Source organism: Gordonia sp. CPCC 205333, from assembly GCF_048537885.1.
Lineage (GTDB): Bacteria > Actinomycetota > Actinomycetes > Mycobacteriales > Mycobacteriaceae > Gordonia.
The window spans coordinates 1-19,576 of sequence record NZ_JBCLVI010000004.1 but is presented as its reverse complement, the minus strand read 5'-3'; the positions used below and the strand labels follow the sequence as shown (position 1 = coordinate 19,576).

Annotated in this window: 19 protein-coding genes; 17 read left to right on the top strand and 2 right to left on the bottom strand. The window is 62.6% G+C overall.

Annotated elements, in window-relative coordinates; translation table 11 throughout:
• The first annotated feature begins 34 nt into the window (after positions 1-34).
• The 10 genes from AAFP29_RS14640 (at position 35) to AAFP29_RS14595 (ending at position 8,654) form a co-directional block, all read left to right on the top strand.
• A complete protein-coding gene (locus tag AAFP29_RS14640) occupies positions 35-454 on the top strand; it encodes an ATP synthase subunit I (RefSeq protein ID WP_419218133.1) in 420 nt (139 codons plus the stop codon).
• Positions 451-1,260 carry a F0F1 ATP synthase subunit A gene (gene atpB / locus AAFP29_RS14635; RefSeq protein WP_419218132.1) on the top strand — a complete coding sequence of 270 codons (810 nt, stop codon included), beginning with the start codon at positions 451-453 and terminating at the stop codon, positions 1,258-1,260. The genes AAFP29_RS14640 and atpB overlap by 4 nt, the downstream gene beginning before the upstream one ends.
• 132 nt (positions 1,261-1,392) lie before the next feature.
• Positions 1,393-1,653: a F0F1 ATP synthase subunit C gene (locus AAFP29_RS14630; protein WP_007316231.1), complete on the top strand. Its 261-nt coding sequence runs from the start codon at positions 1,393-1,395 to the stop codon at positions 1,651-1,653.
• A 38-nt stretch (positions 1,654-1,691) separates the two neighbouring features.
• Positions 1,692-2,189, top strand: a complete 498-nt coding sequence (locus AAFP29_RS14625; RefSeq protein WP_419218131.1) for a F0F1 ATP synthase subunit B — start codon at positions 1,692-1,694, stop codon at positions 2,187-2,189.
• Positions 2,189-3,541, top strand: coding sequence for a F0F1 ATP synthase subunit B/delta (locus AAFP29_RS14620; RefSeq protein WP_419218130.1), 1,353 nt, complete (start codon positions 2,189-2,191; stop codon positions 3,539-3,541). Before AAFP29_RS14625 ends, AAFP29_RS14620 begins: the two co-directional genes overlap by 1 nt.
• 56 nt (positions 3,542-3,597) lie before the next feature.
• Complete coding sequence (gene atpA / locus AAFP29_RS14615; RefSeq protein ID WP_419218129.1) at positions 3,598-5,229, top strand: F0F1 ATP synthase subunit alpha; 1,632 nt, start codon at positions 3,598-3,600, stop codon at positions 5,227-5,229.
• Between the two features lie 52 nt (positions 5,230-5,281).
• Positions 5,282-6,205, top strand: a complete 924-nt coding sequence (locus AAFP29_RS14610) for a F0F1 ATP synthase subunit gamma (protein ID WP_419218128.1) — start codon at positions 5,282-5,284, stop codon at positions 6,203-6,205.
• Positions 6,206-6,268: 63 nt separating this feature from the next.
• Positions 6,269-7,720: a F0F1 ATP synthase subunit beta gene (gene atpD / locus AAFP29_RS14605; protein ID WP_419218127.1), complete on the top strand. Its 1,452-nt coding sequence runs from the start codon at positions 6,269-6,271 to the stop codon at positions 7,718-7,720.
• Positions 7,721-7,729: 9 nt separating this feature from the next.
• On the top strand, positions 7,730-8,110 hold the full coding sequence (locus AAFP29_RS14600) for a F0F1 ATP synthase subunit epsilon (RefSeq protein WP_419218126.1): 381 nt from the start codon (positions 7,730-7,732) through the stop codon (positions 8,108-8,110).
• A 106-nt stretch (positions 8,111-8,216) separates the two neighbouring features.
• On the top strand, positions 8,217-8,654 hold the full coding sequence (locus AAFP29_RS14595; RefSeq protein ID WP_419218125.1) for a DUF2550 domain-containing protein: 438 nt from the start codon (positions 8,217-8,219) through the stop codon (positions 8,652-8,654).
• Positions 8,655-8,864: 210 nt separating this feature from the next.
• Here AAFP29_RS14595 and AAFP29_RS14590 read toward each other — a convergent pair whose 3' ends face one another.
• Positions 8,865-9,452 carry a cob(I)yrinic acid a,c-diamide adenosyltransferase gene (locus AAFP29_RS14590; RefSeq protein ID WP_419218124.1) on the bottom strand — a complete coding sequence of 196 codons (588 nt, stop codon included), beginning with the start codon at positions 9,450-9,452 and terminating at the stop codon, positions 8,865-8,867.
• A 42-nt stretch (positions 9,453-9,494) separates the two neighbouring features.
• On the opposite strand from AAFP29_RS14590, the gene murA reads away from it, so the two are divergent.
• The 7 genes from murA (at position 9,495) to AAFP29_RS14555 (ending at position 18,239) form a co-directional block, all read left to right on the top strand.
• Positions 9,495-10,751: a UDP-N-acetylglucosamine 1-carboxyvinyltransferase gene (gene murA / locus AAFP29_RS14585; protein ID WP_419218123.1), complete on the top strand. Its 1,257-nt coding sequence runs from the start codon at positions 9,495-9,497 to the stop codon at positions 10,749-10,751.
• A gap of 199 nt (positions 10,752-10,950) precedes the next feature.
• A complete protein-coding gene (mdo, locus tag AAFP29_RS14580; RefSeq protein ID WP_419218122.1) occupies positions 10,951-12,222 on the top strand; it encodes an NDMA-dependent methanol dehydrogenase in 1,272 nt (423 codons plus the stop codon).
• 211 nt (positions 12,223-12,433) lie between these two features.
• The gene (locus tag AAFP29_RS14575; protein WP_419218121.1) at positions 12,434-13,456 is read left to right on the top strand and encodes a MadB family AAA-type ATPase; all 1,023 of its coding nucleotides are present in this window, start codon (positions 12,434-12,436) and stop codon (positions 13,454-13,456) included.
• Between the two features lie 56 nt (positions 13,457-13,512).
• On the top strand, positions 13,513-15,003 hold the full coding sequence (madC, locus tag AAFP29_RS14570) for a MadC family VWA domain-containing protein (RefSeq protein ID WP_419218120.1): 1,491 nt from the start codon (positions 13,513-13,515) through the stop codon (positions 15,001-15,003).
• On the top strand, positions 14,978-16,159 hold the full coding sequence (locus AAFP29_RS14565) for an iron-containing alcohol dehydrogenase (RefSeq protein WP_419218119.1): 1,182 nt from the start codon (positions 14,978-14,980) through the stop codon (positions 16,157-16,159). Before madC ends, AAFP29_RS14565 begins: the two co-directional genes overlap by 26 nt.
• Before the next feature lie 86 nt (positions 16,160-16,245).
• Positions 16,246-17,595, top strand: coding sequence for a MadS family sensor histidine kinase (locus AAFP29_RS14560; RefSeq protein WP_419218733.1), 1,350 nt, complete (start codon positions 16,246-16,248; stop codon positions 17,593-17,595).
• A complete protein-coding gene (locus tag AAFP29_RS14555; protein WP_419218118.1) occupies positions 17,592-18,239 on the top strand; it encodes a MadR family response regulator transcription factor in 648 nt (215 codons plus the stop codon). The genes AAFP29_RS14560 and AAFP29_RS14555 overlap by 4 nt, the downstream gene beginning before the upstream one ends.
• Here the strand turns inward: AAFP29_RS14555 and mftM are convergent.
• Positions 18,209-19,048: a mycofactocin oligosaccharide methyltransferase MftM gene (gene mftM, locus AAFP29_RS14550; RefSeq protein ID WP_419218117.1), complete on the bottom strand. Its 840-nt coding sequence runs from the start codon at positions 19,046-19,048 to the stop codon at positions 18,209-18,211. The two genes, AAFP29_RS14555 and mftM, sit on opposite strands and share 31 nt — an antisense overlap.
• Between the last annotated feature and the right edge of the window lie 528 nt (positions 19,049-19,576).

Genomic DNA, 19,576 nt, shown 5'->3' with positions numbered 1-19,576 from the left:
TGACGGGTACCCGCGACGAGTTGAGGAGAGGCTCATGAGCGCCAGCACGGCAGCCGACTCCATGCCATACGTTTTTCCGACCGCTCCGACGAGTATGCGTCGCCCCGCGATTATCGCGGGAGTCGTCGTACTCGCCGTTGCTGCCGTCGCCATTGCGCTGAACCATTCTTGGTTCGGCGCTTTCTTTTTGTTAGGTACCGCCGCTGTCTTCGGTAACGCGCAGATGGTGATCAATTCGGTCAAGGCGGTCACCGCAGAAGAGCACCCCCGCAAGAAGATTCTTGCGGTCAATTCCGCGGTTCGGCTGGGGACCATCACGGTTCTCGCTCTGATCGCAGCGTTTCTGGTTCGGCCCGATGGGCTGGGCGTGATGTTTGGACTCGCCATCGGTCAGGTCATCTTGGTTCTGAATACGGTGATTCCGGTGATGAAAGGACTTCGCAAGCAACCATGACAATCCTGTCATCCACGCCGACTGCGGCTCTGACGACTTTCCTCGCTGAAGGCGGCGAAGAAGGAAAGTTCGAGCTCGAGGTCGGCCACCATACCCACGCCGAGTGGTTCGGCATGACGGTGAATACCGACACCGTTCTCGGTAGCTCGGTCGCCGCGATCATCGTCATCGCGCTGGCCTTCATCGTCCGCTGGAAGGTCACCTCGGGTAAGCCGGGCTGGGTCCAGTCCTTCTTCGAACTCATCTTCGTGCAGATGCGCAGTCAGATCGAGGGATCGATCGGACACCGCATCAGTGCATTCGTGCTGCCGCTGTCGGTCACTCTGTTCGTCTACATCTTGGTCGCCAACTGGCTGTCGGTTCTCCCGGTCCAGTACGGCACCACGAATGAACACGGCAACCCGACCGCGGGTGAATGGCTGAAGCCACCAGCGTCGGATGCCAACTTCGTCTACGCGATGGCATTGTTCGTCTTCCTCGCCTACCACATCGCCGGTTTCATGGAGCGTGGCCTGATCGGTCATCCCAAGTTGCTGGTGAAGGGCCATGGCTGGGGACTCGCGCCGATCAATATCATCGAGGAGATCGCCAAGCCGATCTCGCTGTCCCTCCGTCTTTTCGGCAACCTGTTCGCCGGTGGAATCATGGTCGGTCTGATTGCCATGTTCCCCGCGTATATCCTCTGGGCGCCCAACGCACTCTGGAAATCCTTCGACTTGTTCGTCGGTCTGATCCAGGCATTCATCTTCTCTTTGCTGACCATCCTCTACTTCAGCCAGTCCACGGCTAAGGAAGACGCTCACTGAGCGTCGGCCACGTAGTCCCGGCAACGCGAAGAACCTCTAGACCCAACTGAATGACCTCCTGGCCGACACGGTGTCGGCTCGGACCCTAGACCTGACAAGTCACTTGTCAGCAACCCGAAAGGAAAGTTCTCAATGGATCCCAATCTGATTGGCCTGGGTGCACTCATCGGCGGCGGCCTGATCATGGCCGGCGGTGCTATCGGTGCCGGTATCGGTGACGGCCTGGCCGGTGCGCAGCTGATCGCTGGCATCGCCCGTCAGCCTGAGGCTCAGGGACGCCTGTTCACCCCGTTCTTCATCACCGTCGGTCTGGTCGAAGCCGCGTACTTCATCAACCTGGCCTTCATGGCTCTATTCGTCTTCGCTACCCCCATCAGCGGCCAGACTTCCTAAGTCTGCGCGAGACGGAGCACAACTAGTAACGGAGCGACATGACGACGAATCTCGCCGCAGAAAACTTCCTCATCCCCAATGGCACATTTTTCGTGTGCCTGGTGATCTTCTTTTTGGTCTTCGCTGTGATCGGCATCTTCGTGGTGCCACCGATCAAGAAGGCAATGGAAGAACGCGAGGCGATGGTGGCTAAGACGGCCGAGGACAACAAGGCCGCCGCGGCGAGCTTCGAGAGTGCCGATTCGGAATACCGGGCCGCACTGAAGGATGCGCGTGCGGAGGCCACCGGCCTTCGAGACGCGGCCCGTGCACAGGGCAACGAAGAGTTGGTGGCCGCGCGCCATCAGGCCACGGCCGAGGCAGACGCGGCACGCGCCGCCTCTGCCGAGGCATTGGCGGCCCAGGGCGCCGACGCGGCATCGACCGCGCGTGGTGACCTGGACAATCTCGCGAACACCCTGGCTGGACGAGTTCTCGGCAGTGACCTCAAGGGGCAGTCGGCCGGCTCGCGCCCGGATGCGAAGGTGAATAACTAGTGAGCGTTTTCATTGGACAGCTGATCGGCTTCGCCGTCATCGTGTTCTTGCTGTGGAAGTACGTGTGGCCACCGCTGAACAAGGCGGTCAAGTCGTCGCAGCAGAAAATCGAAGATCAAGTTGCCGAGAGCGAGGCCGCCAAGGCCAATCTGCTCAAAGCTCAGGCCGCACATGATCAGGCAGTCGTAGACGCCAAGGCCGAAGCTGAGCAGCTGAAAATCGACGGTGCCAAGGATGCAGAGGCCATCGCCGAAGATCTGCACGCGGCGTCTGCCGCCGAGGTCAAGCGGATCTCCAGTCACGGAGCGTCGCAAGCTGAACTGCAACGCGCCAACCTGCTGCGCGACCTGCGCGGTGACTTGGGACAGGCCGCCGTCGTGCGTGCTGACGAGTTGGTGCGGGCCAAGTTGGCCGACCCGGCAGAGCAATCGGCCTCGGTTGACCGTCTGATCGACGAACTGTCGGCGATGTCCGGCAGTGGACGCCCCGACACCGCGGTGCCCACCAGTGCCGACCTTGTTGGCCTACACGGCATGCGTGCGTCGAGTCGCGATGCGGCGCAGGCGGTTTCACGCGAATTCGGCTCGGTCACCGCTGGGCTCGATTCAGCGGCGCTGACTTCACTCGGCGGTGAACTGGCGCAGGTTGTCGCGCTCCTCAACAGCGAGCCGGTGCTGCGCAAGAAACTTGCCGAGCCATCGGATGCCGCTGAGGCCAAGAAGGCGTTTGCCACTTCGCTCTTTAGCGGCAAACTGTCGGAGCCCGCGGTTTCGATCGTCACGGTCGCCAGCGCGGAGAAGTGGTCGTCGGGTACTGACTTCAGTGCGGCGCTGCAACGGCAGAGTGACCTCGCGGTCCTCGCAGCCGCCGAGAACGACGGCGTCATCGACCGAGTCGAAGATGAGCTGTTCCGTGTCGGACGTCTCCTCGACGCCAACCCCGAACTGACTCGGCATCTGTCAGATACCTCGACGCCGGCCTCCGGTCGGGTCAGCCTGCTGACGTCGGTGCTGGGTAGTCAGATCGGTTCGCACACCGCCGCATTGCTGACGCAGACCGTCACCGGCCTTAACGGACAGCATGCCGACGTCGCAGTTGCCCATCTGGCTGAACTGGCTGCGGCCCGCCGAAGCGAGACCGTCGCACACGTCGTGTCGGCGGTAGCGCTGACCGATGCGCAGACGACTCGCCTGACGTCGGTCCTCGGCGAGATTTATGGTCGAGCGATGTCCGTGCAGATCGAGATCGATCCAGCTCTGCTGGGCGGGCTGCGGATCAGTGTCGGCGATGACGTCATCGAAGGCGACGTCGCGACACGACTGCAGAAGGCCGCCGAGAACCTACCGAGTTAGCACGCAGCTAACCACCGAATCCCACCAAGCCACGCTAAAAGAAGGACGAGAACCCCATGGCTGAGTTGACGATCTCACCAGACGAAATCAAGGGAGCGATCGAGAGCTATGTCTCGTCGTTCGACGCCGACGCCTCCCGCGAAGAGGTCGGCACCGTAACCGACACCTCCGACGGCATCGCCCATGTGAGTGGCCTGCCCGGCGCGATGGCCAATGAGCTGCTGGAATTCCCCGGCGGTGTGCTCGGCGTTGCCCTCAACCTGGACGAGGACGCGATCGGTGCGGTCATCCTGGGTGACTACGACAAGATCGAAGAAGGCCAGCAGGTCAGCCGTACCGGCGACGTGCTCTCGGTGCCAGTCGGCGACAAGTTCCTCGGACGCGTCGTCAACCCGCTCGGCCAGCCGATCGACGGCCAGGGCGACATCGAAGCAGAGACGCAGCGCGTGCTCGAACTGCAGGCAGCCAGTGTTCTCGAGCGCCAGCCGGTCGAGGAATCCCTCGCCACCGGTATCAAGGCCATCGACGCCATGACCGCCATCGGCCGCGGCCAGCGTCAGCTCGTCATCGGTGACCGCAAGACCGGCAAGACCGCGGTCTGCATCGACGCGATCCTGAACCAGAAGGCGAACTGGGAAACCGGCGACCCGACTAAGCAGGTCCGCTGCATCTACGTCGCGATTGGTCAGAAGGGTTCGACCATCGCCGGCGTCAAGACCGCTCTCGAAGAGGCCGGCGCGATGGAGTACACCACCATCGTCGCAGCCCCGGCATCGGATTCGGCCGGCTTCAAGTGGCTCGCTCCCTACACCGGTTCGGCCATCGGCCAGCACTGGATGTACGACGGCAAGCACGTCCTCATCGTGTTCGACGACCTGACCAAGCAGGCCGAGGCCTACCGCGCGATCTCGTTGCTGCTGCGTCGCCCGCCGGGCCGCGAGGCATACCCCGGTGACGTCTTCTACTTGCACTCGCGTCTGCTGGAGCGTTGTGCGAAGCTCTCCGACGAGCTGGGTGCGGGTTCGATGACCGGCCTGCCGATCATCGAGACCAAGGCCAACGACGTCTCGGCGTTCATCCCGACCAACGTCATCTCGATCACCGACGGACAGGTGTTCCTGGAGTCGGATCTGTTCAACAAGGGCGTTCGTCCCGCGATCAACGTCGGTACCTCGGTGTCCCGCGTTGGTGGTGCCGCACAGACCAAGGGCCTCAAAGCCGTCTCCGGTTCGCTGCGGTTGGAGCTCGCACAGTTCCGCGAGCTGGAAGCGTTCTCGGCCTTCGCCTCCGACCTCGACGACGCCTCCAAGGCCCGCCTCGAGCGCGGCGCCCGCTGGGTCGAAATGCTCAAGCAGGATCAGTACAGCCCGTATTCAGTCGAGGACCAGATCGTTTCGATCTACCTCTGCGGTGAGGGTCACTACGATTCGGTGCCGATCGACGACGTTCGCAACTTCGAAGAGCAGCTGCTCAGCCACCTGCACCACAATGCGCAGGGTGTCTACGACTCGATCGCGGGCGGCGCAAAGCTGTCTTCCGATCAGGCTGAGTCGCTGGTCGCCGAGACCAACAAGTTCAAGAACGGCTACCTGACTCATGACGGCAAGCGCGTCGTCAACGAGGCAGCCGCCACGTCGATGGATGCCGAAGACGTCGAGAACGAAGAGATCAAGGTCCGGAAGTCCTGACCATGATCGAATCCGTATCGAGTTCGACACGATCTGAGAAGAGGGAGCGCTGATGGCTAGCATTCGCGAGTTGCGCTCGCGTATCCGGTCGGTTCAGTCGACCAAGAAGATCACCAAAGCGCAGGAACTGATCGCGACGTCGCGGATCACGAAGGCGCAGGCGCGTGTTAAGGCTGCCAAGCCGTACTCGCAGGAGATGACGACGGTGCTATCCGAACTGGCCTCCTCGGCCGGTTCGCTCGATCATCCGTTGCTCGTCGAGCGGGAGAACCCCAAGCGTGCCGCGGTGCTGGTCGTAACCAGCGACCGCGGTATGTGCGGCGGTTACAACTCGAATGTCCTCAAGGCCACCCGTGAATTGCTCTCGCTACTCAGCGATGAGGGCAAAGAGCCGGTTTTGTTCGTGACGGGCCAGAAGGGGCTGGGGTATTTCAGTTTCCGCGGCACCGACGTCGCGGATTCGTGGACTGGCTTCTCACAGGCACCGGATTATTCCGACGCGGCCACCGCGTCGAATTTCCTCGTCGACCTGTTCGTTGCGGGGTCGGGTACCGACGTCGAGCGGCCGGACGGCGAAGGTTCGCTTGAGGGCGTCGACGAACTGCATATCGTCTACACGAAGTTCGTGTCGATGCTTACGCAGAATCCCGAGGTTCGTCGGGTGGCACCGCTGGTGGTCACCGAAGACGATTCTGACGACACCGATGCCAAGCCGTCGCGAAACTACGACTTCGAACCCAGCGCGGAGAATTTGCTGTCTTCGCTGCTGCCGAAGTACGTCGCGACGCGTGTCTACGCGGCATTGCTCGACAGTTCGGCATCGGAGTCGGCTGCTCGCCGTACCGCGATGAAGGCTGCGACCGACAACGCCGAAGATTTGTCGAAGTCGTTGTCGCGTGAGGCCAACCAGTTGCGCCAGGCTCAGATCACCCAGGAAATCAGCGAGATCGTCGGCGGTGCGAGCGCGCTCGGTTAGTTCCGAGTCCCACGCCAGATCGCTGCCACCCAAGACCCCGAAGAGGAAAGTGACCCAACCACAATGACCGCTGCAGTAACAAATCCCGCATCCTCGGATGCGAGCGACTCCGCGGCAGGGCGCGTCGTTCGTATCATCGGCCCCGTGGTCGACATCGAGTTCCCCAGGGGCTCGGTGCCTGACCTGTTCAACGCCTTGCATTCGCAGGTGGAACTCCCTTCGGTTGCCAAGACCCTGACGCTCGAGGTTGCCCAGCACCTCGGCGACAACCTGGTCCGCGCAATCTCGATGCAGCCCACCGACGGCCTGGTTCGCGGCGCTTCCGTCAGCGATACCGGCAAGCCGATCTCGGTTCCCGTCGGCGACGTCGTCAAGGGTCACGTCTTCAACGCACTGGGTGACTGCCTGGACACTCCCGGACTCGGCCGTGACGGCGAGCAGTGGGGCATCCACCGCAAGCCCCCATCATTCGATGAGCTCGAAGGTAAGACCGAGATCCTCGAAACCGGTATCAAGGTCATCGACCTGCTGACCCCGTATGTCAAGGGCGGCAAGATCGGTCTGTTCGGTGGTGCCGGTGTCGGCAAGACCGTTCTGATCCAGGAGATGATCACCCGTATCGCGCGTGAGTTCTCCGGTACGTCGGTATTCGCCGGCGTCGGTGAGCGCACCCGTGAGGGCACCGACCTTCACCTCGAAATGGAGGAGATGGGCGTTCTGCAGGACACCGCGCTGGTGTTCGGCCAGATGGATGAGCCCCCAGGCACGCGTATGCGCGTGGCACTGTCGGCCCTGACCATGGCGGAGTACTTCCGCGATGTGAAGGAGCAGGACGTGCTGCTGTTCATCGACAACATCTTCCGTTTCACGCAGGCGGGTTCCGAGGTCTCCACGCTGCTCGGCCGGATGCCGTCCGCCGTGGGTTACCAGCCGACGCTGGCCGACGAGATGGGCGAGCTTCAGGAGCGCATCACCTCGACCAAGGGCCGTTCGATCACCTCGCTGCAGGCGATCTACGTCCCCGCCGACGACTACACCGACCCGGCACCTGCGACGACCTTCGCCCACCTCGACGCTACGACCGAGCTTTCGCGCCCGATCTCACAGCTGGGTATCTACCCGGCCGTGGATCCGCTGACCTCGACCTCGCGCATCCTGGAGGCTTCGATCGTCGGTGACGAGCATTTCCGCGTTGCCAACGAGGTCAAGCGCATCCTGCAGAAGTACAAGGAACTGCAGGACATCATCGCGATCCTCGGTATGGATGAGCTCTCCGAAGAGGACAAGGTCACCGTTCAGCGTGCCCGCCGCATCCAGAAGTTCCTGGGGCAGAACTTCCTCGTCGCCGAGAAGTTCACCGGCCAGACCGGTTCGGTTGTTCCGCTCGCCGACACGATCGAGGCATTCGATCGCGTCTCTAAGGGCGAGTTCGATCACCTGCCCGAGCAGGCATTCGACAGCTGCGGTGGTCTGGACGACGTGGAGGCTGCCGCCGCGAAGATCGCCGGAAAGTAGCGGTCCGCGATGGCAGACAAGAGCTTTCAGGTCGAGATCGTCTCGGCGGATGATCGGTTGTACTCGGGTAGTGCGACTTTCGTCATCGCGCACACCACCAGTGGTGAGCTCGGCATCCTCGCGAATCATGAGCCACTGCTCGGAGAGTTGATCTCCGGTGGGTTCGTCGTGATCGTCGAGGAAGGCGGAAGCCGTCGGGCCGCTGCGGTTACCGGTGGATTCCTCTCGGTGACCGGCGAGGTTGTCACTATCCTCGCGGAGTTCGCCGAGTGGGCCGACGATGTTGACGTCGCTGCCGAGCGCGAGGCCGTCGAAGCGGCCGAGCCAGGTTCGGAAGATTACGCGCGGGCCCGTTCGCGGCTGGTAGCCGCCGAACAGCTCGCGAAGTAGCAGTACGCTAAACACATATGCTGATCGCCCGGAAGGTTTGTTTCGAACCTTCCGGGCGACTGGCATTCTGGAGGGGGACGAGAACGAGTGCAGGAGGTGTGACGCAGTGGGTGGTGTTTTGATCGCGCTTGGCGTCGCAGTGATTGTCGGCGTCTTGTTCTTCGCTCTGATTGCGTATCGGTTGACTGAGCTGCGCCGGGAGGGCACTTCGGTGCTGCTGCGTCTGGTGCCGGCCGCCGCAGACGAAGGCTGGCGGCACGGGACCATTGCTTACGGTGACAACGACCTGCGTTTCTATCGCCTGTCGTCGCTGCGGCCGGGGCCGACGGTGACGCTCATCCGCAGTGCGATCGAGATACAGCGTCGTCGGGGCCCAGAGGGGACCGAAGATGAGATCCTTGCCGGGATGCGGATCGTCGAATTGGAGCCTGGCGCCGACGGTATCGGGGGAGCGTTCGAATTGGCGATGAGCGCTGAGGCGATGACCGCGTTCACCTCGTGGCTCGAATCGCGTCAGTCCGCGCGGTCGCAGCGTCGGCGCTAACGAGCGCGCCTTATCCTGCTTCCCTTGGCTGGCCGATTAGGGCAGCGGGAACGTCTCCGGCTAGTGCTTTTCCCGTGGCTAGTGCTTCCCTTGGCTGGTCGAGTGCCCGGCGAGGCGCCAGCCGAGCCGGGTGTATCGAGACCCCGAGCGCCAACAGTCCACCCGCACAACCCCGTTCGTGGACGACTCACCAACTCGGTGGACTCAGCGTCATCGCGCTCGCTCACCGCCGGGCACCCATTTCACATCGTCGCCACCATCGCGACGCGCGACGACGCGCGCCAGGATGAATAGTAGGTCGGAGAGTCGGTTGAGGTATTTCGCCGGCAGCGCCGAGGTGTTGTCGGGGTTATCGTCGATGGCCGCCCATGCGGATCGCTCGGCCCGCCGTACGACGGTCCGCGCGTGATGCAATAAGGCGGCACCCGGGGTCCCGCCGGGCAGGATGAACGAATCAAGCGCGGGAAGATCGGCCCCAAAGGAATCGCACCACGATTCCAGCGCGTCGACGTAGGTTTGCTCGATGCGCAGCGGTGGATACTTCGGATCTTCGACGACCGGAGTCGACAAGTCCGCACCGGCGTCGAAAAGGTCGTTCTGGACGGTCTGCAGTACGGCGGCGACGTCGTCGGGGAGCGCTCCCAGCGTGAGTGCCGTGCCGAGGACGGCATTCGCCTCGTCGCAGTCCGCGTACGCGACTACCCGCGCGTCGGTTTTCGCGACTCGCGAGAAGTCGGACAGTCCCGTACTGCCGTCGTCACCGGTACGGGTATAGATGCGAGTCAGGTGCACGGCCATGCTGGCAATCTACCCGCGCGCTCGGACAGATAAACTGTCTGGGTGAATGATCGCTTTCTGGTGACCGGTGGTGCCCGCTTGTCCGGTGAGGTGTCCGTCGGTGGGGCCAAGAACAGCGTGTTGAAGCTGATGGCGGCCGCGTTGCTGGCCGAGGGTACGACGGTACTCACCAACTCGCCCGACATCGCCGATGTCCCGTTGATGGCCGATGTTCTTCGCGGGCTGGGGGCCACCGTCGAGGTCGACCACGACACGGTCACCATCGATGTCCCGGCCGAACCGAAGTATCACGCCGATTTCGACGCGGTGAAACAGTTCCGCGCTTCGGTGTGTGTGCTCGGGCCGTTGATGGCGCGTTGTCACCGTGCTGTCGTCGCATTGCCCGGCGGCGACGCTATCGGTTCTCGTCCACTCGATATGCATCAAGCTGGGTTGCGGGCGCTGGGCGCGCAAAGTTCTATCGAGCATGGATGTGTTGTGGCACAGGCTGATTCGCTCGTCGGCGCGCCGGTCGCGCTGGAGTTCCCATCGGTCGGCGCCACCGAGAACATCTTGATGGCGGCAGTGCTCGCCGAGGGCGTCACCACCATCGACAACGCGGCTCGTGAACCGGAGATCGTCGATCTCTGCGAGATGTTGCAACAGATGGGCGCGATCATCGACGGCGGCGGCACTTCGACGTTGACCATTACCGGCGTACGGCAACTGTCGCCGACCACCCACCGCGTCGTGGGCGATCGTATCGTCGGCGCGACGTGGGGGATCGCAGCCGCGATGACGTGCGGCGACGTCACAGTGCGCGGGGTCAACCCCAAACACCTCTCCCTCGTACTGAACAAACTGGTCGACGCAGGTGCCCAAGTTGACCGCTTCGACGACGGTTTCCGGGTACGCCAGGCGCAACGACCGGTGGCGGTTAATGTCTCGACGCTGCCCTTCCCCGGTTTCCCGACGGACTTGCAGCCGATGGCGATTGGTTTGGCCGCCATTTCCGAAGGAATGTCGGTGGTCACCGAGAATGTCTTCGAGGCTCGTTTCCGGTTTGTCGAGGAGATGGTCCGACTCGGTGCGGATGCTCGTACCGATGGGCATCATGCGGTGATTCGCGGTATCGAGCAACTATCGAGCGCGCCGGTCTGGTCATCCGACATCCGGGCCGGCGCGGGGCTGGTGCTGGCCGGCCTGGTCGCCGACGGTGTCACCGAGGTGCGCGACGTCGAGCATATCGACCGTGGATACCCGAACTTCGTGGAAAATCTGCGGTCTCTCGGCGGAACCATCGAGCGGGTCGTCGACTAACTCTCCCCGACTGACCACCTGACGTCGGGGACACCGACGCCGCACGGCCGGGATGCCGTCACTGACCGAACGGATAGGTACCCGGCTAACCCGCCGGGTGTATCTGCGCGACGCCGGGATGGGGACTCTTGTACCGGCGTGACCTCAGCAAACACTCTGGAATGTGACCGAAACAACACGGCACGAGGAGTGACCCCCAATGGCAATTGAGCTGAATCAGATCTGGGATTTCCCGATCAAAGAATTCCACCCCTTCCCGAAGGCGAAGCTGGGTGTCGGCGCCCACGACATGCTCGGCGTTGAAGCCAAGGACCTCGGTATGACCCGTGCCCTGCTGATGACGACCGGCCTCCGCGGCTCGGGAATCATCGAAGAACTTATCGGCAAGATCGAATACCAGGGTGTCGATGTGGTGCTCTTCGATCAAGTGGAGTCCAACCCCAAGGACTACAACTGCATGGACGCTGCAGCGCTCTATCAGTCGGAGAAATGCGATGGCATCATCTCGGTCGGCGGCGGATCGAGCCATGACGCGGCCAAAGGCGCGCGGATGGTCATCGCCCACGACGGTCGCAATATCAATGAGTTCGAAGGTTTCTCCAAGGCAACCAACAAGGAGAACCCCAAGCACATCGCGGTGTCGACAACGGCTGGCACGGGTTCGGAAACATCGTGGGCCTACGTCATCACCGACACTTCCGACATGAACAACCCGCATAAGTGGGTGGCCTTCGACGACACCTGCCTGGTCGATCTGGCGATGGACGACCCGCTGTTGTATTACACCTGCCCTGAGCACTTCACTGCATTCTGTGGGTTCGATGTCCTCGCCCATGCGAGTGAGCCGTATGTCTCGCGATTGGATTTCGCGCCCTCACTGGGCAATGCCAAGTACTCGATCGAATTGATCCGCGATCACCTGCGAACTGCCGTATACGACCCGAAGAATCTCGAAGCTCGTTCGGGCATGATGCACGCGCAATATATTGCGGCACAAGCGTTTAACTCGGGTGGCCTTGGCCTGGTGCACTCGCTGTCGCATGCGGTTAGCGCGTTCTACGACAGCCACCATGGCCTGAATAACGCGATCGCGTTGCCTCGTGTGTGGGAGTACAACCTGCCGTCGCGATTCGAGCGGTACGCCGACATCGCAGCTCTACTCGGAGTCGACACCTCGAAGATGACGAAGGTGCAAGCCGCCGACGCCGCTGTTGAAGAAGCCATCCGATTGTCGAAGGATCTGGGAATACCCGATAACTTCGGACAGCTGAGCGTGAACAGCTACGAGAAGAATCGGATGAACACCGGCAAGTACGAGGGTCGCGGCGACAAGATGGATACCTCGGACAAGCAGATTCAGGCGATCTCGGAGCACATGATGGGTGATTGGTGCACGCCGGGCAACCCACGCGAGTCGACGGTCGAATCGTTGATTCCGATGGTGACCCACGCGTTCACCGGGAGCTATTAGGCCGGTCGTTCCGCAGGTGGGGGCCTCACCGCTGGTCGAGTGCCCGGCCACGTGATGGCCGGGCCTTGCCGCTGGTCGAGTGCCCGGCGAGGCGCTGGCCGGGCCTTGCCGCTGGTCGAGTGCCCGGCGAGGCGCTAGCCGAGTCGGGTGTATCGAGACCTCGCAACCCAACTTCGTTGTCTACCAACTGTTCTCGTCTGGAGTTGACCCGATGACCTGTACGACCTTCGACGCCGTCGACGATCTGTCCAAAGCCCTGTCGGCGCAGGGGTATTTGATCGACGACGACCTCGCCGTCGTGGTTCATCTCGCGACCCTCCTGGACCGGCCACTGCTCCTCGAGGGGCCGGCGGGCGTCGGGAAGACCGAGTTGGCCAAAGCCCTTGCCGCCGCGTCGGGCCGCGACCTCATTCGCCTGCAATGTTACGAGGGACTGGACGAATCGCGTGCGCTCTACGAGTGGGACTATGCGCGTCAGCTCCTACACGTGCAAATGCTGCGCGACCGTATCAGCGGCGAATTAGCAACGCATGCAACGCTTTCCGAAGCATCTGCTGCGCTCGCTCGTGCCGAGGTAGGCGTGTATTCGGAGGACTTCCTGGTTCCGCGTCCGCTCCTGTCGGCAATCATGTCCCCGACGCCGACGTTGCTTCTTGTCGACGAAATCGACCGAACCGACGAAGCGATGGAAGCGGTGATGCTGGAAGTTCTGGCCGAGCGGCAGGTGACGATTCCCGAACTGGGTACGTTCACCGCCCGATCTTCCCCGTGGGTTATCTTGACCTCCAACGACACTCGTGAATTGTCGCCCGCGCTGAAGCGTCGTTGCCTGCATTTCCAGGTTGCGTATCCGTCGCCGGAACGTGAACGCAAGATCGTCGCGGTGCGTGCTCCCGATGTCGAGGAGTCCGTAATCGCCGACGTTGTCGCGCTGGCCAGCCGCTTGCGCGACCTCCCGTTGCGTAAGTCGCCGTCGATAGCCGAGGTGATCGATGCCGCTCGGGCTGCGTCACATCTGCGGGCCGCTGGGGCGACCGACGGACTCGACGGTGCGTTGTTGAGTCTCATGATCAAATTCGGCTCCGACCACGACATCGCGGGACGAGCCTTGGCCGCCCCAGACAATCTCGCCGACGGCGAGTCGATAGGCGTCGACGGCAGCACCCCCGCTGGATCGGTGACAGCCCGCGCCTTCGGAGCCGGACGCGCCCGCAGCGCTCGCGCCGTGAAATGAGTGTGTCGCCGGAAGCCGCGCGAGTGGGCACTGTGTTGACTCAGGACCGACCGGGCATGATCGACCTCATCGCAGTGCATTTCGGTGAAGTCCTGCGGACGTTCGGAGTTCGAGTCTCGCCGGCGGAAGTTATTGAGATCCGTCGGGTGATGGCGATTATCGGAGGTCGTCACATCGAATTGCTACGGTCCGGGTTGCGAGCGGTCTCAGTGAAGTACGCACACGAATCCGACGGCTTCGACCAGGCCTTCGACATCTATTTTCTGCATGCCTACTCACCTGACGAGGAGGACACACCACGCCCGCGAGGCGCAGCAGTCGCGCTGCCCGAGGACCTCGAGTGGAATGACGACTTCGAGGGTGCCGCGCGCATGATCGGTGCCGACGAACATACCGACGAGATCGGTGACCTAATGGCCGACGATCCGGATGCGCGCGAGCGGCACGGCGAAAGCGCGCATCGGGAGGAGAACGACTTCAGTGTCTCGGCCGGGGCCGAGAAACTCGAGGTTGACCCGGATTCCGAAGCCGTCTCCGGCGGTGTCACCTACACGGTTGACATCGACGAAGCAGACTCGGCGAATGTGGGTGAGATGGTCGGCGCGGCGACTCGCGTCCATGGTGCGAAGCTCGGATTATCCGATGCCGCAACGATTCTGGCCGCGCTTAGTCGCTACGACGCGCGGAACGCATACGGGACCGAAGATGCCGACGATCTCGACGACGTGCGGCGCGCCGACCTTGAACGTGCACTTGCCGCTTTCGTCGATGCCCTGGCCGCGCGACTGGACGCCGCGGGTGTCACGGCTACCTCTGATGATGCCGCGTCCGGTGTCAGTACCGATCAGGCGGATATCGACCTAGCCTGTCATCGGTTGGTGCAGCGTATGCGCGGTGCCTCGCGACGGGTGGTGCGCAGAACCGATCGCGGGCTGCTCGATATCCGGGCTACGATGCGGTCTTCGGTGTCGACCGATGGTGTGCCAGTTCGGTTGTGGCGCAGACGAGAATGTCCGGGGCCGGTACGGCTGCTGGTGGTGGTCGACGTCTCGCTGTCGGTGCGTCCGGTGACTGGATTCATCCTGCGACTCGCACAGACTCTGCACCGTTTCGGCAGTCGGTGTGAGGTCGTCGCGTTTGTAGATCGCCCGGTGCGGGTGACCGCTGCGCTCCGGTCCGCGACTGCGGACACCGCGTTGGCCGCGGTTCTCTCGGCCGATGGTCTCGACCTTGCCGCGACCAGTGATTACGGTCAGACGTGGGCTGGTTTGCTCGGTGACTTCGGCGATCTGATCACCCGTCGGACGTCGATCCTGGTGGTGGGTGACGCGCGCAGCAATGCCTTCGACCCGCGTATCGACCTGTTTTCGCAAGTGTGCCGACGAGCCCATCGTGTGGCCTGGGTGACGCCGGAACCGTCGCGCTATTGGACTCAGCGAGGGTGTGCGCTCGGCGCGTATGCGCAGACGTGCGCGGGAGTGATCAGCGCGCGTGATGGCGCGGAGTTGGCAGTCCGCGCCGATGAGTTGGGTAACGCGTTACGGTGAGGATGTGACGAGTTCCATCGCCAAGTTTCACACCCCCGAGATCATCGTGGGTCGTGGGGCGCTGGGCGAGGTTCCGCGTACTGCGGCTGCATTGGGGATGCGACGGTTAATGATCGTGTCCGACCGGACGATCGAGCAAACGCCGTGGTACGACGAACTGGTCGATCAACTCACTCGGGCTGGGCTGCAAGCTGTTTCCTATCTTGATGTGTCGCCCAACCCTCGCGCGCAGGAGATTTCGGCCGCTCACGAGCGTTATCACGATGGCGGCTGCGACGGGATCGCGGCGCTTGGCGGCGGATCGGTGATCGACGCAGCTAAAGGCGTAGCCATCGTCGCGGCGAACGGTGGACATATTCTGCAGTACGAGGGTATCGATCGTGCGGTGAGCCCACTGCCACCACTGGTCGCGGCGCCGACGACGGCGGGCAGCGGCGCAGATGTCTCACAGTTCTGCATCGTGTCCGACGTGAAGCGGCGCACCAAAGTCACGATTATCGGGCGCAGCCTCGTGCCTGACGTGTCAGTGATCGATCCGCGAGTGCTTGCGACGGTAACGCCGCAGGTGACGGCGCAGTGTGGAATGGACGTGATCACTCATTGCATCGAGGCATACACCTCGGTCGCACACAACAGGCTGACCGATAGTCATGCACTGCAATCGATTTCAACGGTGTGGTCCGCGTTAGAGCGTCTCGTGGACGATCCGGCGAATGTCACGGCCGGCGATGACATGGCCTTCGCCTCGATGGAGGCCGGCATGGCGTTCACCAACGCGATTCTGGGAGCGGCACATGCGATGAGCCACCCCGTCGGGGGACTGTGCGACGCCCCGCACGGCGCGATCAACGCCGTCGTGCTGCCACACATTATCCGGTTCAACGCCGAGACCGACGCCGAGCCGTATCTGGATCTTGCTGCGGCGATTGGGATTTCGCCCGCGGCGACCGCACGGGGCACAGCTGACCTGCTCGCCGCGGAGGTGGCGGCGATGGCTAGGCGGGTAGAGTTGCCGGACTCGTTGGTCTCGCTGGGAGTGCGGCCCGACGATGTCGAACTGTTGGCCAGGCATGCGCTCGCGGACGCGTGCATGACCACAAATCCACGTCAACCGACCCTGGTACAGGTGGAGAATCTGTACCGCGCCGCGCTATGACTCGGCGCGCCCGTACTGGCCGGATCGAAGGGGACCAGCGCAGCGAAACCGGTCCGGGCCCGGTTGCCGATCGGGCGGGCGACGCCGTGCTGGATTCGTTGGTCGGTCTGCATTCGGTGAAGGGATCGCACTACGCGCAGTACCGTGGCGTTGAGCGGCGGCTTGGCCGCGTGATCGGTGCGATGGACCGGATCTCGCGGGCGTTGGTACAGACGGCGGAGGGGCCGGAAACCCTTGTCGTTTCAGTGGTTCGGGCAGTGCAGGAGCATCTCGACGCTGAATGGGTGGTCTTCGCGCTTGGTGATGGCGAACTTGGCCGCACCGGACCGCGTCACCTGATGCTGACCGGCGACGGCACCGTCCACGCGTTCGAGGGCGTCGAGATCGCAAGCCCACCGCGAGATGTGCCCGATGAGGTGCTCAACCGACTCAACGACATCTTGCGCAATCAGATGCACGAGCCGGGGAAGCCGCTGGTATCCGAACACCATCTACACGTTCCGGTCCAACTGGATGAACGGGTGGTGGGCGGCCTGGCCGCCTGGACCCCGGCAGACAAGATCGTTGACTCGGCCGATCTGGTGGTGTTGCGGATCCTGGCGCGGCAGGCCGCTGTAGCGCTCCTCAACGCCGCGTTGCTCGAGGAGAGTCGACATCAGGTGGCGCGCGCGGAAGCCGCATACGAGCAGGTGACGGAACAGGCGGCCGATCTCGTTGCGCGCAATCGCGAACTGGAGTTGACCCAGCGGCAATTGTCCGCTGCCATGCGCCAGCGCGTCGTCTCCGAGGAACGTGAACGGATCGCTCGCGAACTACACGATTCGGTTACCCAATCGGTCTTGTCGGCAGGCATGCAGATCGAGGTGGTGCGCGGTGACTATCCTGATGCGGATTCGCAAGCCGCACAACGACTTCAGTTGGCTGGCGCACTGACCAGGGACGCCGTCGAACAGTTGCGGTCGGTGATCTACGCGCTCAATCAGGCGCCCGCGGCCAGTGGTACCGGGCTGGGTGAGGTGCTTGAAGGGCTTTGTTCGATGCATATGCCCGCCGATCTGCGAACCGAAGTGCGGGTCGTCGGTCGCGTACGGGATGTTCCCGATGCGGTACAGCACTCGATCCTGCGGATCGCCGGTGAGGCGTTGTTCAATACGGCGGTACACGCGCGGGCCGGAACCGCGCGCATCGTGCTGACCTACGGCGAAAACGACATCGCGCTCACCGTCGACGATGATGGTGGCGGCGATCCGGCACATTTGCGTCGGGTGATGCGAGCGGCATCGTGTGGTGATCTCGCGGGCCGACATCGCGGCCTGGCCAATATCGAATCCCGCGTCAACGAGCACGCCGGCGTCTTCCGCATCCGTCGCTCCCGACTGGGCGGCATCCGGATTTCCGTCGACATTCCGACATCGCAAATCCGAAGGGCGCCATGACGATACAACCGCCGGTCCGCACCATGCTCGTCGATGATCATGCAATCTTGCGACAGGGCTTGCGTTCGCTGCTGGAGCGAAACGGTTCGATCGAAGTGGTTGGTGAGGCTGACTCGCTCGCCACCGCGTACCGAGAGGTTCAACGGACCGCGCCGGACGTCGTGTTGGTGGATCTGAAGCTTGCGGTTGGCACCGAATACGAGGGTTTAACGCTGATATCGGAGCTAACGCGTCGATGGCCGTCGGTCGCCTCGCTGGTATTGACCACTTTTCTCGACGACGACTTGGTGGTTCGCGCGGTCAAGGCGGGGGCCCGCGGCTATGTCGTGAAAGATGTCGACACCACCGAACTGGTCCGTGCCATCGAGACCGTGTCAAGGGGTGGCAGTGCCTTCGATCCGCGCAGCACGTCGGTGGTCCTACGCGCGGTATCGGGGGAAGCGCCGACACCGCAGAGTCTCACCGACCGCGAGCGAGAAGTGATTCGGCTCCTTGCAGAGGGTTACTCCAACAAAAGGATTGGGCAGACCCTATTCATCTCGGAGTCGACCGTGAAGTTCCACATTCGCAACATCATTCGCAAACTCGGAGTCTCCAAGCGGACTGACGCCGTCTACACGGCGAGCAAGCGCGGACTGATCTGATTGATGGTCGCGCGGGAGGGCAGCGGAGTGAGAATCAGCCAGCCGCCGTGGTCGACATCGATGCGTGCACCAGCATGAGTGACCGATGTGACCCAGTTCAGAAGGTCCGCTTCGCCAAGCGAATGCAGGTGTCCGAAATGGGGACTCGGTTCGGCTTCGAAGGGGACCGCCACCACAACCCGACGTCGGGCGACGCGTAACGCCTCGGTGAGGGCACTGATAATGCCGGTCTCGTCGAGGTGTTCGAGCAGATGAATGAGGGTGACGGTGTCGACAGCGTTGTCGTCGAAGGGGAGGGCGCGCGCGTCGCCGATACCGGCGCGCACTGAAATGTCGAGCGCACGTGAAGCCGCTGACAGCATCGACACCGCGCCCTGTGAAAGGTCGCACGCAGTCACATCGAGTCCATCGCGTGCACACCCCAATGCGAAAAAGCCGAAGCAGGAGCCGACCTCCAGAACGCTGGTCCCGACGATCTCGGCCCGGGCCCGTCGGTGGACGGGAGCGAACGGCGAGGTCTGATCCGCCAGTTCGTCCAGGGTGTTGCGGTAGAAGCAGGCCCACGGGTCGGCATGCGGAACCGATTCCACGATCGCAACCGCCGCTGCTTCGAATTCATGCTGACCGGCGAGCACGCCGTCGTCGATGAGAGTGAGGAGACCCGCGATCATGGACGCATCACTGATTGTCGTGACATCAAGGTCGTGCGTGATCACCAAATCGTCGCCGGCTCGACGCCATTGAAATGCCCCACGCGACGGGACGGAAGACGCCCGATACTGGGCGCTGATCTGCGGGTATCCGGTCATAGATTGACGCTATGAGCCGACCACCGGTGAACGTAACTGTCCAACCGGCCCCACCTACTGTCCGAAAGGATGGGGTCGGCCGGCCGGCTGGAATCGCGACCATTGGTTGACCAGCAGAAACGGTACGAACGTGCCGAAGTGTGATGCACGTCATGAATGCCATCAATGTCATTTGAACGGTTCCGCAGTGGCGAATGCACCAACGAGTAAGGCGCTGACCTGGTGAATCCTCGCGGACTCCGGGCGGCTCCACCGGATTTGACCTTGGCGCAATCGTTGCGTAACTTATTCGAAGTCAGCGCGCCAATGCGCCGGCCAGAGGGGCCCTGGAGGTTCTGAATGGCTAGGAAACGAAGTTCGCGCTGACCACCTCTACCAACGAAGCAGGTTCTCCCAACTTGCGGTAGATAATGGTGGGCCTGTTAAGCCGAAATCTGAATGTAAACGCAAGTTTGCACGACAAAGACGGTTCTGTTAGGCTGGGAGAGTTGCTCCGGAGACGGGGTGGCTGGTTTGTTTTTGAGCATT